We start from the raw sequence: 12,847 nt of genomic DNA, 5'->3' as shown, positions 1-12,847 counted from the left end.
CAGTGTACCGATCTCTGCTTTATGTCCCCGCCTCATCTGAGCGCTTCATTGCAAAGTCGGCGCTTTGTGGCGCCGATGCCATAATCCTGGATCTTGAAGACAGCGTCGCGCCCGCACAGAAGGAGGGGGCACGCAATAGGCTTGCGTCGTCGATAAAACGATGCGCTGCCGCAGGAGCTGACATTTGGGTGCGTATTAATCGACCTCTGTCGGCTGCCGTCCGAGATATCGAGGCTTCGGTGCTCGGTGGTGCCAAGGGCATTCTGATTACAAAAGTCGAGGGCGCCGAGCACGTGCGGTTGCTTCTAGAGGTTGCTGAGCGAACCGAACGGGATCATGACCGTCGCGAGCCACTCCAAGCGATCGCAGTCATCGAGTCCGTCAAGATTTTGGCCAAAGCGGACGACATCGCACGCGCCCACGAGCGGGTGATAGGCCTGATGGGCGGTAGTGAGGACTTAGCGCTATCGATGGGAGCTAATCCCACTCATGAGGCACTTAAGATACCCAAGATGCTGGTTCACATGGCCGCTGCCGGAGCCGGAAAATACTCGTTCGGATTGTTCGGCTCCGTTGCGGACTACAAGGATGTCCGACTAATGCGCGAGCTAGCGGAGGAGGCATTCGGTCACGGAGTTACGGGTGCGACCTGTGTCCATCCTTCAGTGGTACCGATCCTAAACAATGCCTTTGCACCGTCCGACGCTGATGTCGCAAGGGCGCAATTGATCATCGAGACCGCCCGTCAGCAAACCGAACGTGGCGTCGGCGCCTATTCGCTGGAAGGCAGGATGGTCGACGAGCCCGTCGTCGAACGTGCCCGGCAACTCTTGGAGCGGGCGCGGCGCCACCGGCGTGCCGACGCAAGCTGATCAGAGCGTTAGAGTGTCGGCCTGCGGTAATCTGGGCTATTGATTCACAGCGCTCTATGAGCGGCCAGCAAACGTCTGGCGTTCGCGCTTCATCGCCTTGTCGACTTCCGCCGACAGAAGAGCCGTAACCTCGTCTTCGTATCGCCGGACCTGCGGGTCCCTTAAGTCCCGAGGGTGGGGTAGCTTGATCGCCACGTCCGCAATTATTCGCGAGGGCCGTGAGCTCAGAATAAGCACTCGATCGGCAAGCTGAACGGCCTCTGATACACTATGAGTTATCATCACGATAGTTCGATTGGCCTCGACCCAGAGGTTTTGTAGATCCTGGATCATGTAGTTCTTTGTTTGCACGTCGAGTGCGCCGAACGGCTCATCGAGTAGCAGCACCTCCGGATCGTAACTAAGTGCCCGAGCGATGGCGACGCGCTGTTTCATGCCGCCCGACAGAGACGATGGATAGGCATTCTCGAACCCCGAAAGGCCTGTCAGACGAAGCCACTTCCTCGCCCGCTCCTCAGCTTCCTGCCGTGGCACACCTTTGATGTCCAGGCCCAGCGTCGCATTACGCAACACCGTAAGCCAGGGGAACAGCACGAACTCCTGAAAGACCACGCCACGGTCGGGTCCTGGCCCCACCACGAGTTCGTTGTTGATTAGCAGTTCCCCCTGGCTTGCCTTCTCGAATCCAGCGATCAGGTACAGAAACGTCGACTTGCCGCAACCGCTTGGACCGATGATAGCCACGAATTCCCGTTCGTTGATCGTGCAAGAAATGTCCTCCATCGCCAGCACGTTTCCGAAATACTTCTGGACATTCTTGGCGACAATCTTGGGCTTGGTACCGGCACCGTCGCGCAGCGGGAGTATTTTTGCCGTTTCAACGCTCATTGAGTACTCCCCATTTCTCGATGGTAGCAGCTTCGATCTTGCCAACCAGAACGTTCTCAAGAAGATAGCCGAGCGCCGCAATCATCATCACGCCACCATAGATGACGCCAATGTTCATGTATTCGGAGGCGTCATAGATCATGAAACCCAGGCCATAGCTGCTGGCGGCCAGCATCTCGGCGGCGATCAGAGCGCGCCAGGCGTAACCTGTACCGAGCCGTGTGCCGGTGATCAGGCAAGGAAAAATGCCGGGAATAATGACGCGCCAAAATACCTGCCGTCGGCTCGCGCCCATCGACCAAGCCACCCAAAGCATTTTGACGTTCAGCATTTCGATGCCGCTCGCGACGATGTATATCATTTCGAAAACCGCTGCGAGAAATACGACTAGGATGGTCGTGCGGTTATCGATACCCATGACCAACAGCAGGACGGGGGTCCATGCTAGCGTCGGCACAGGCATCAAGATGCTAATGATTGGCTGAAACACCAGCCGCGCCCGCTGACTCATGCCAAGTCCAACCCCGAGCAGGGTACCTATGATTACCGCAAGTGATAATCCCGAGAGCAAGCGCAGCATGCTGTCTGCCACGTGCCACAGAATTGCATATGGCGGGTTTCCGTTTGGGCCGGATTGCACCCAAAGCTTGTTGAGGATCGCGGACGGCGCCGGAAACAAGAAGCCGTTTATCAACCCTAACCGCGAGCACACCTCCCAAGCCACCAGCGGCACCAGGATCAGCGCGATACGAGCCATCGGTATCGCGAGACCGGACGAGGCTGGGGACCGAGTATATCGCTGCAGACGGATGCCGGATGTGTCCACGCTCATCGATGGCTACCCACTTTTCCGTTACCGTGCCAGCGGTGAATGGTAAGTGCTTCGAGCGAGCCAAACACGCCACGTTCGATAAGGAGACCGATCAGGGCCAGGCATACGATGCCGACGAACATCGTGGATACGTCCATATAGGAACGCGCCGCGAATATCATGAATCCGAGGCCATGGGTCAACGCAGCTAGCATTTCGGCCGCGACCAGCGTGCGCCACGAATGCGCCATTCCAAGCTTCAGCCCCGAGATCAGCGCCGGCAGCGCACCGGGTAACAGCACACGCCGAAAGATATCAAACCGGCTTGCGCCCATGCTGCGCACGACCCACAAGGAGTGTCGGCCGATTGCGCGCACGCCCTGGATAGTACTGTACAGAATCGGAAAGAAGGCACCGAGGAAACAGACAGCAATGATCGTGATATCGCCTTGACCGAAAATGACCAGGAAGATCGGAGCCCAGGCAACTGCCGGTAGCGGCAGTAACAGGCTCAGGAGTGGGGAAGCAATCAGATAGGCCGTCCTGTTGAGGCCCAGGAAGAGGCCCATTGGGATGGCCAGCACGCATGCCAGAGCGAACGAACTCAGCGCACGCCACAAACTAACGACAATATGCGTCAGCAATATGCTCTTGGCGGGATCGGCTGGATCAAGCAGCACCCACGCGCGCCGCGCGATATTTGATGGCGAAGGCAGGATCGTCGCATTGATCCAGCCGAGACGTACCGTTGTCTCCCATATTAACAGGAAGACGATGATTGGCAGCGCGAACAAGAATGCCGATGCCGCCCCGCGGTACAAGATGCTACGCAGCCTCTGCTCGTCGGCAACACCCGCGAACGGCGCCGACGGCGTCGCGTTAGACATGATGGAGCCCTTAGTTGGTAGATGACGCGAGTTTCGCCGCTTCCTCATAGAATTGATTGCGCACGAGGCTCTTGAAGTCCGGAATGTTGGGAATCTTTCCGGCCGCCTTCATAGACTCGGCAACCGGCATGAGCTCGTCGGTCATCGCGTCGGTCAGCTTTGGATCGACGTTGATCCGCGTCAAGGCAAGCTCCAGCGCCTTTGGATCGATGTCCACGCCCTGCTTGCTGATATCGGCTGCAACCTTGCTGGCGGCATCGTCCGGTTGCGTCTTCATGTACGTGCCGGCATCGATCAACGTGGCAAGATATCGCGCCACGGCCTCGGGATGCTCATCAGCAAACTTGCGGCGCACCAGCACAAGGTTCGGCGATTCACTTACGCCCTTCATCGACTGAATACGCTTTACCACGCCCATCGTCTCGCCAATCGCAACATGCGGCTCCCATGCCACTGCAGCGTCGACAACACCTTGCTGCACGGCGGCTCGCAGGTCCTCAACCTTCATATTGACGATCTGGAAGTCGCCTTCCTTCATCCCGTTCTTGTCTAAAAAGACACGGAAAGTGCTGAAAGAGCCGGATCCGGCAACCGCGCCGATCTTCCTTCCTTTGAGTTCAGCCACCGCTTTGACAGATGAATGGTTCGCGACAATTACGCCGTAGCGATCGCCCCCATACTGATCGGCGGCAATAATGTAGAACAGATTGGGCTGCATCGCAGCCATAGTGATTAGTCGACCTGAGCCTCCGTTGCCGATATCGATTTGCCCGGCGACAAACGCCTTGAGTATTTCGCTTCCAGAGCTATAGCTCCCGATGTCAACCTTAAGGTTGTACTTTGCGCCCCAATCCTTGGTGCGATAAACGTCGTCGGTTGGAACGGCTTGCAGACCTATCTTTATTGTCAGCGCATCTTTGGACGTGGCGTGCGCTGGAATCAGCATCACGCAGGATGCCACAACAAATGCTACACGACGCAACTTGTTTTGGATTGAGCGAGCCATTTTTGTGCCTCCCTGTCGGCAGTTTATGATGCAGTTTGTTCTGCAACTTATTGATCAGGCCGCTGAACGGCTCTTGCTTGCAGCGACTGCCGCAGCAGCGCTCTCACCTGCGATCTTCCCGAATACAGCGCCTGAAGTGAGCCCCGTGCCACCTGGATAGTTATGATAGAACAGCCCCCCGACCAGCTCTCCAGCTGCGAACAAGCCGGGAATCGGAAGGCCGGCTGTATCCTGCACCTGACCGCTCTGGTCAATCTTGAGTCCACCGAATGTGAAGGTGACACCGCACGTGACGGCATAAGCCTCGAATGGTCCTGTATCAATCGTGTTGGCCCAATGGGACTTGCGCGGCGAACTCTCCGCGGAGCGGCCATCTTTCGCATTCGGGTTGAAGGGAACGTCCTGCCGCACCGATGCGTTAAATTCAGCGACGGTCTTGAGAAAGGCGTTGCGATCAACGCCTTCGAGTTGGTCGGCGAGACCCTCCAGGGTATCCGACGTAATCTTGGTGATTTGCCGGATCCTGTATTCGTCGCGCAAAAGGTGATGCACCTTAGCATCGAATACCTGCCAAGCGAACTGGCCGGGTTGCGCTAGGATTTCGCGACCATACTTGGCATAGGTATAATTGCGAAAATCGGCTCCCTCATCAAGGAAGCGTTGGCCTCGGGAATTGACCATGATGCCGAATGGGTAGCTGTGCTTCTGGTAGGCATCCCCTACTGCGAGATCGCCGAACGCCGGAGCATTTTGGTCCCAGCCGACGGCATGTGCTCCGGACCAATGTCCACATGGCATTGCACCAATCGCAAGCGCCATTTGGATTCCAGCGCCGGTATTGAAGCGTGTGCCACGAACTTTCGCCAGGTCCCAGTTTGGTCCGAGATACCGCGCGCGCATTTCCGTATTAGACTCGAAGCCTCCGCACGCCAGGATGACAGCATTTGAATGCAGATCGCGCTCCTTGCCTTGATGCCGGACGCGAACTCCAACGACCCCGCTATTGTCATTGATCAAACTGACCGCGGCAGTTTCGTAAAGAAACTGGATACCCTTCCCTTCCGCGGACTCTAGCAGCATGTCCACGAGACCGGGACCACCACCCCACACTTCCACACTGAGCCCACCCCAGAATTGGAACCGTCCGTTCACTTTGTAGGCTTGCCGCCCATGACTAGTTTGAAACCTAACGCCTTGCTCTCGCATCCACCGAAGCGTCGGCAAGCTGCGCTTGACTAAAATCTCGCATAAGTCAGGATCGGTCCTGAATTGCGTCACGCGAAACATGTCATCGAAAAATTGGTCCTCGGTGTAAGTGCCGAAATCAGTATTGGCTAACGTATCGGGATTGATGTCCGGCACTACGCTTAGCACGTCCTCCACACCATTGAAGACGTATCGCATGGCGCCCGCCGTATAGGTCGAGTTCCCTCCCCGCTCGTCCCGAGGCGCCGCCTCAAGCATGAGGACAGTCGCGCCATTATTGCTGGCGGATATGGCCGCACAAGCGGCAGCATTTCCTGCCCCTACCACGATGACGTCAGCGTCGAATTCACGAGGCATAATACGAGTTCTTTCCTGGCGGGGTCTTGGGCTCGCAGATTCCGCCTTCCCTGCTTCCTGGAATATGGTAGTAGCATGAGATACTATCCTTCAACAGATGTCAACTGCTGCAATTGTTGAGGAAACCCTGATGAAGGTCTTAGTGCCGGTAAAGCGGGTGGTCGATTACAATGTCAAGGTCCGCGTCAAGGGCGATGGATCGGGCGTTGAACTCGCCAACGTCAAGATGTCGATGAACCCCTTCGACGAAATCGCGGTTGAGGAAGCGCTGCGCCTGAAGGAAGCCGGCAAGGCGGCCGAAGTCGTGGTGGTCTCCATTGGACCGGCGCAGGCGTCGGAGACGATCCGCACCGGTCTTGCCATGGGCGCCGATCGCGGCATCCTGGTGAAGGCCGAAGGCACCGTCGAGCCGCTCGCCGTCGCCAAGATCCTCAAGAAGGTTGCAGAAGAAGAGCAGCCCGGCCTGATCATTCTCGGCAAGCAGGCGATCGACGACGACAGCAATCAGACCGGCCAGATGCTGGCTGCGCTGCTGGGCTGGTCGCAGGCGACGTTTGCCTCGAAGCTCGAGGTCGAAGGCTCCGACTTCAAGGTCACCCGTGAAGTCGACGGCGGCCTGCAGACCGTCAAGCTCAAGGGACCGGCGATCGTCACCACCGATCTGCGTCTCAACGAGCCGCGCTATGCCTCGCTGCCCAACATCATGAAGGCCAAGAAGAAGCCGATCGCGGAGAAGACCGTTGCCGATTACGGTGTCGACGTCACTGCGCGCCTCGAAGTTTTGAAGACGGCTGAGCCCGCGGGCCGCAAGGCCGGCGTCAAGGTGAAGGACGTCGCCGAGCTGGTGTCGAAGCTCAAGAACGAAGCCGGGGTGCTCTGATGACTGCGTTGTTGATTGCTGAACACGAACAGGAGGTCCTCAAGGACTCCACCAACAAGGCGCTGACCGCGGCGTCCCAGCTCGGCGGCGACGTCCACGTGCTGGTCGCTGGCGGCGGGCAGGGCACCAAGGCTGCGGCCGAGGTCGCCGCGAAGCTCGCTGGTGTTGCCAAGGTGCTGGTCGCCGAAGGCGAGGCCTACGCGCACGATCTGGCCGAGCCGCTGGCCGCGCTGATCGTTTCGCTGGCCCCGTCCTACGATGCGATCGTCGCGCCCGCGACCTCGCGCTTCAAGAACGTGATGCCGCGCGTCGCGGCGCTGCTCGACGTCATGCAGGTCTCGGAGATCACCAAGGTGGTCGCGCCCGACACCTATGAGCGTCCGATCTATGCCGGCAACGCCATCCAGACGGTGAAGTCGAAGGACGCCAAGAAGGTCATCACGGTCCGCACCTCGACCTTTGCGGCGGCAGCTGCCGGTGGCAACGCGCCGGTCGAAAGCGTCGCTGCCGCGGCCGATCCCGGCCTGTCGACCTTTGTCGGTGAGGAAGTTGCCAAGAGCGACCGTCCCGAGCTGACCTCGGCCAAGATCATCGTCTCTGGTGGCCGGGCCATGCAGAGCCGCGAGAACTTCGCCAAATACATCGAGCCGCTCGCCGACAAGCTGGGCGCCGGCGTCGGTGCCTCGCGTGCGGCGGTGGACGCCGGCTATGCGCCGAACGACTGGCAGGTCGGCCAGACCGGCAAGGTCGTGGCCCCCGAGCTCTATGTCGCCGTCGGCATTTCCGGTGCGATCCAGCATCTGGCCGGCATGAAGGACTCCAAGGTGATCGTCGCGATCAACAAGGACGAGGACGCGCCGATCTTCCAGGTGGCCGATTACGGCCTGGTCGCCGACCTCTACCAGGCGGTTCCGGAGCTGACCGACGCGCTCTCATAACCCCGCTCCACAAGCTTGGTGAGGCGACCGAGAAACGCCTGCAAGTTAAAGTCTGCTGGTGTCTCAGAACAGCCAAACGCCATCCGCGACCACCTCAAAGGCCTCTCGCTCCTGCGCAGGCCACTGTTATATCGACGGCGCCTAGCACTACTTTGGCAGATTGTTGATTTTGCCGCGTTTTATAGGATTGAACGAAGCCGCTGGCGCGGCATGTAGGGAGGCATAGCAAGGATTGCCTCCTGTCTGAGAGGATTGCGGGTTTTCGAAGCCCAACCCTTCAGACAGGAGGTTTTCCGATGGCTGAGATCAGCCCACTTCGCCGCCGCATGATCGAGGACATGACGGTCCGCAATCTGTCACCGGCGACGCAGCAATCCTACCTCAACGCCGTAGCGAAGTTGAGCCGGTATTTCGGTCGCTCTCCCGACCGCCTTGACCTGGAGGATATCCGTGCCTTCCAGGTTCATCTGGTGGCGACGGGGATGTCCTGGCCGGCGCTGAACCAGATCGTGTGCGCGCTGCGGTTCTTCTACGGTGTGACGCTTGGTCATGACACCGTTCCGGAGCGCATCGCCTATGCGCGCCAACCGCGCAAACTTCCGGTCGTGCTGAGCGCCGACGAGGTCGTGCGCTTCCTGGAAGCAGTCCCGAGCCTGAAGAGCCGTACCGCGCTGACCACGGTCTATGCCGCCGGACTACGCGTATCGGAACTGGTCCTCTTGAAGGTTGTCGACATCGACAGCCAACGGATGCTGATCCGGGTCGAGCACGGGAAGGGCGGCAAGGACCGTTACGTTATGCTCTCGCCGCAGCTTTTGAGGATTCTGCGGACGTATTGGCGGCTCACTCGGCCAAAGCGATGGTTGTTTCCCGGCCGCGACGACGAGCGTCCGCTCGTCCCGAACGTGCTGCACGCCGCCTGCCGTTCAGCTTGTGCGGCGGCCGGCTTGAGCAAGTCGGTGACGGTGCACACGTTGCGGCACACATTCGCGACCCATCTCCTGGAGAGCGGGGCCGACGTGCGCATCATCCAGGTGCTGCTCGGCCATGCCAGCCTGGCCAGCACGGCGCGCTATACCCAGGTCGCCACCAAGACCATCAGCAATACGCCAAGTCCGCTGGACCGGCTCCACCTGGAGGTCGTGCCGCCCGGCTGAGCGGGCGCCATGGCTCCGGTTCTGGAAGTGGCGGATATCTTCCGCCGCCACGGCGAAGTGTTTCGACAAGCCCGTGCCGAGCATCTGGGCCGCGTCGAGCGGCGCGTCATGGGCGCGATCACGGCATGCCGGACGGCTGTGCTCGGCGGCCACGTCGAGCAGTGCGATGACTGCGGCGCCACACGCATTGCCTACAACTCCTGCCGCAATCGGCATTGCCCGAAGTGCCAGGGCGCGGCGCGCGCGCAATGGCTCGCCGAACGGCAAGCTGAACTCCTTCCCGTACCGTATTTCCACGTCGTCTTCACCATGCCGGCCCTCGCCGGAGGGATCGCCTTCCAGAACAAGGCCGTCGTCTATGCCATCCTGTTCCGCTGCGCAGCCGAAACGCTCACCACCATCGCAGCCGACCCCAAGCATCTCGGCGCTCAGCTCGGCGTGACTGCCGTCCTCCATACCTGGGGCCAGACCCTGCAACACCATCCGCATATCCACTGCGTCGTGCCGGGCGGTGGACCCTCGCTCGACGGCACACGCTGGGTCGCTTGCCGGCCCGGCTTCTTCCTGCCAGTGCGCGTCCTCTCCCGGCTGTTCCGCCGCCTGTTTCTGCAAGAGCTGCAAGCTGCCTACGCGGCTGGCCAGCTGAGCTTCTTTGGCGCTCTCGCCCATCTCACCGATCCCGCTGCATTCGCCGCGCGCCTTAATCAACTTCGACGGACCGACTGGGTCGTCTATGCCAAGCCACCATTTGGCGGGCCCGAACAGGTGCTGGCTTATCTCGGCCGCTATACGCACCGCGTCGCCATCGCCAACAGTCGGCTGATCTCGCTTGCCGACGGCAAGGTGAGCTTTCCCTGGAAGGACTATCGGCAGAATCGTAAAGCCAAAGTGATGACGCTTGATGCCGATGAGTTCATTCGGCGCTTTCTGCTACACACCCTGCCGGACGGCTTCCATCGCATCCGCCACTATGGCTTCCTCGCCAATGGCGGACGCAACGATAAAATCGCTCTCTGCCGTCAACTCCTTGCTGTCCGCAACGCGCCGACTGATCAAGAAGCCGGCGACGATCCCCTCACCACATGTCAGATCCCCGTCTGCCCGCATTGCGGCGGCACCATGCGCCGCGTCGATGTCGTCCCGCGAGCCCGTGCCCACGACCATCCGTTTCGTTGTGATACGTCATGACCAGCGCCTGCACCATCCACCTCTTCTGTGATCACCTTCGCGGTGGCAACGTCCGAAGTCGCCGTGGCCGCACTCGTCTCCGAACACCCGGCCAATCGTTCGGCCACGCATCCCAGCGCAGCAAATCGCTCGCTGGATCGCGCCCTTGGCCCGATCAATCCGGCCGCTCACATCCGATGAACGTCTCGCCGACGCCCGGCGACCACAGGCGCGCCTTCCCCGCAGCCGCACCCGCTGCACTATTCCCATAGCGCCCACAACTCCGCAGCTTCGTTCAATCCGGCTTCTATGAGGTCGCACCCACGACCGAGCGCGCGGCTCGCGCCTGCCACGCGACCTCACAGAACCCTCAAGATTCCCGAATCAATTTTTCAATGATTCATGGGTGGTCGGCTCTTGGAGGGCTGACCATGCCAGGATGGGAAGACGAACTCGAACGCTGGTTGATGCCGTTCTTGGACCGGCTGGGTCATAAGACCCGGCAGCGGATGTGTCCTCTGTATGTTGCGGGATTGATCGGTCCCGGCGATCGTAAGAGCGTTCAGCCGATGGCGGAACGCCTTGCCACCAGCACCTACGACCAGTTGCACCATTTCATTGCGGACGGTGTCTGGGACGCGACGCCGCTGGGGACAGAGTTGCTCAACCAGGCGGATCGACTTGTCGGCGGCAGGGCTGCGGTGCTGGTTATTGATGACACCTCACTTCCCAAGAAGGGTGAGCGCTCGGTCGGTGTTGGGGCTCAATACGCCTCGGCACTCGGTAAAACGGCAAATTGCCAGACACTGGTGTCTTTGACGCTTGCGAGCGGCGAAGTGCCCGTGATGGTCGCGTTACGTCTCTTTCTGCCTGACAGTTGGACAAGCGACGTATCTCGTTTGAAGCGCGCTCGCGTGCCAGTCGAACATCGAACGCCACGGTCCAAGCCGGAGATTGCTTTGGCCGAGATTGACCGCGCGATAGCAGCCAACGTGCGCTTTGGATATGTGCTGGCGGTGCAGGATACGGTCTCAGCGTACCGTTTCGACTAGGGCTAACAGAGCGCGGGCTGGTCTGGGCTGTCGGAATCCCTCGGCACCTGAAAGTGTACCCGGTCGATGTGAAGCTCATTTGGCCGATTACCAAAGCCCGCGGGAAACCACGAAAGCACCACGTGCCTGATATCTTGTCGATTGGCGCAGAACAAATGCTGGCCAGCGCCAAATGGAAAGCCGTGAGCTGGCGCAGCGGGACCAAAGGTCGGCTGACAGCCCGCTTTGCTGCTCTCCGTGTCCGCACCGCCGACGGCCCTCCTCAGCGGATTTGGGATAAGGGTCAGCAGCATCTCCCGGGCGACGAAGCTTGGCTCATTGGCGAGCAACGTGCCTCAGGGGATCGGAGGAGGTTCACATTCCCGGGACTTGAGGACGTCGCAAAAGCTCGACGTCGCGCTAGTCCTTATCCTCGTCGCGTTTCCTGCGACGGATCTGGGATCAGCTTGAGGCGTATCGCCTTGATGATACCCTGGACGCGGGTCCTCGTAGCAAGCTTTCGCAGGGCGTTCTTATGATAATTGACCGTATTCTCGCTGATCTTCAGTTCCCTCCCAATTGCCCAAGACGATCTCCCTTCTGCCGCGAACTGCAGGCATTGTTTTTCGCGCTCGGATAGCTTTATTGACGTATCGTGGCTCATGTTTGAGGCGCTCCGTATCAAGATCAGATCGCAATGCCGAGACAGCAAGCCCCATGCCAATGGGGGGTTGAGAAAATCAGGCGGGAGGAAATGATTGAGAAAGGGCGGACGATCGATTTGCGTCCCCTTAGCGGTCGAAGCATTACGACATAGGTCGGAAGCTCAACGTCCCCTTTGCAGCATCGGCTACAATGATCGATATCGATCAAGAAGAGCGCGGCCTAGAACGGGACCGTTTTGCTCTCTTCTTCTGCGGCGACAGCGCGGTGTGTAACTGAACAGTGTCCGCTGCGTTCACGAGGATATGAAAGCTCCCTACCACGATACGTGCTGGAAGATGCGTCGCACCATCATGAGCAAGTCGCGAACTCGGATCGTCTCGAGGCTGACCAGAGCTAAGACTGCTGAGTCGATTAGGATTACCGGTTGCCGAATGGATGCGCCTTTTTGACTTTCTGCCACCCAGATCCACCATCCTGTCATCCGCCGCGATCGGCTCGCGGCGGAAATACGCCATGCTTGGGTCATAGGGCATATGGTGCAGCTGCATAAGGCCGGATGCTTATAGTAGGGGTAGACGTTCGCGCCCGTGGTCCACAGCACGATCCTGGCGTCGACCCGGTCCGCAAGCTCACAAACCTGCCAAAGCGCGATTGCGCCGCCTCCTGGTCCGGCTTAAGTTGCGGAAGCCGTGGAAATACCAGGAAGATTTGCTCTATTGGCTTGGCCCTGGACTTGCAATTCAGAGAAGTAGCAGGATTCTCCACCGTCTTGAGCTCGAGGTTGATGAAGGTGTCGGTTCGACGTTCGGCGAGCTCCCGTCGTGAAGTTCGACCTCGACAGCAGCGCCGCTTAGTTGGTGTAGGAAGGTCAGTGGGTTTCCTTCATCGCGTTGGCATAGACGCCGCTGAATGTCCTCCGGCGTTATGGCATGAAAGGCGCGACGTTCTCCTCACGAACTCCGAATCCGAGTAGTCGTGGAT

The 12,847-nt window shown here is 59.4% G+C and carries 11 protein-coding genes and 1 pseudogene; 6 read left to right on the top strand and 6 right to left on the bottom strand.

Annotated features, from left to right (window positions below; all coding sequences use genetic code 11):
- The first annotated feature begins 2 nt into the window (after positions 1–2).
- Positions 3–872 carry a CoA ester lyase gene (locus XH83_RS35920; protein WP_128929687.1) on the top strand — a complete coding sequence of 290 codons (870 nt, stop codon included), beginning with the start codon at positions 3–5 and terminating at the stop codon, positions 870–872.
- Between the two features lie 54 nt (positions 873–926).
- On the opposite strand, the gene XH83_RS35915 is transcribed toward XH83_RS35920, so the two are convergent.
- From XH83_RS35915 to tcuA, 5 genes are all read right to left on the bottom strand, one after another.
- Complete coding sequence (locus tag XH83_RS35915; protein ID WP_128929688.1) at positions 927–1,760, bottom strand: ABC transporter ATP-binding protein; 834 nt, start codon at positions 1,758–1,760, stop codon at positions 927–929.
- Positions 1,750–2,517, bottom strand: a complete 768-nt coding sequence (locus XH83_RS35910) for an ABC transporter permease (RefSeq protein ID WP_128929689.1) — start codon at positions 2,515–2,517, stop codon at positions 1,750–1,752. The genes XH83_RS35915 and XH83_RS35910 overlap by 11 nt, the downstream gene beginning before the upstream one ends.
- Before the next feature lie 71 nt (positions 2,518–2,588).
- Complete coding sequence (locus XH83_RS35905; RefSeq protein ID WP_128955089.1) at positions 2,589–3,458, bottom strand: ABC transporter permease; 870 nt, start codon at positions 3,456–3,458, stop codon at positions 2,589–2,591.
- Between the two features lie 10 nt (positions 3,459–3,468).
- Positions 3,469–4,464 carry an ABC transporter substrate-binding protein gene (locus XH83_RS35900; RefSeq protein WP_206733163.1) on the bottom strand — a complete coding sequence of 332 codons (996 nt, stop codon included), beginning with the start codon at positions 4,462–4,464 and terminating at the stop codon, positions 3,469–3,471.
- Between the two features lie 54 nt (positions 4,465–4,518).
- Positions 4,519–6,027 (bottom strand): FAD-dependent tricarballylate dehydrogenase TcuA, encoded by a 1,509-nt coding sequence (gene tcuA, locus XH83_RS35895; RefSeq protein ID WP_128929691.1) that lies wholly within the window; start codon positions 6,025–6,027, stop codon positions 4,519–4,521.
- Positions 6,028–6,157: 130 nt separating this feature from the next.
- Here tcuA and XH83_RS35890 point away from each other — a divergent pair, with 130 nt between their 5' ends.
- The 5 genes and pseudogenes from XH83_RS35890 to XH83_RS35870 form a co-directional block, all read left to right on the top strand.
- Positions 6,158–6,907, top strand: a complete 750-nt coding sequence (locus XH83_RS35890) for an electron transfer flavoprotein subunit beta/FixA family protein (protein ID WP_128929692.1) — start codon at positions 6,158–6,160, stop codon at positions 6,905–6,907.
- Positions 6,907–7,845: an electron transfer flavoprotein subunit alpha/FixB family protein gene (locus tag XH83_RS35885; protein WP_128955090.1), complete on the top strand. Its 939-nt coding sequence runs from the start codon at positions 6,907–6,909 to the stop codon at positions 7,843–7,845. The genes XH83_RS35890 and XH83_RS35885 overlap by 1 nt, the downstream gene beginning before the upstream one ends.
- A gap of 296 nt (positions 7,846–8,141) precedes the next feature.
- Positions 8,142–9,002 carry a site-specific integrase gene (locus XH83_RS35880; protein ID WP_128929693.1) on the top strand — a complete coding sequence of 287 codons (861 nt, stop codon included), beginning with the start codon at positions 8,142–8,144 and terminating at the stop codon, positions 9,000–9,002.
- A 9-nt stretch (positions 9,003–9,011) separates the two neighbouring features.
- Positions 9,012–10,190, top strand: coding sequence for an IS91 family transposase (locus tag XH83_RS35875; protein ID WP_128955091.1), 1,179 nt, complete (start codon positions 9,012–9,014; stop codon positions 10,188–10,190).
- A 374-nt stretch (positions 10,191–10,564) separates the two neighbouring features.
- A pseudogene (locus XH83_RS35870) lies at positions 10,565–11,577 on the top strand (IS701 family transposase); the annotation flags it as partial.
- Positions 11,578–11,627: 50 nt separating this feature from the next.
- Here the strand turns inward: XH83_RS35870 and XH83_RS35865 are convergent.
- Entirely contained in the window at positions 11,628–11,864 is a 237-nt protein-coding gene (locus XH83_RS35865) for a response regulator transcription factor (protein WP_128929695.1), read from the bottom strand.
- Between the last annotated feature and the right edge of the window lie 983 nt (positions 11,865–12,847).

This window comes from Bradyrhizobium sp. CCBAU 53351 (assembly GCF_015291745.1).
Lineage (GTDB): Bacteria > Pseudomonadota > Alphaproteobacteria > Rhizobiales > Xanthobacteraceae > Bradyrhizobium.
The sequence above is the reverse complement of the archived record's forward strand: the minus strand, read 5'-3'. Positions and strand labels throughout refer to the sequence as shown.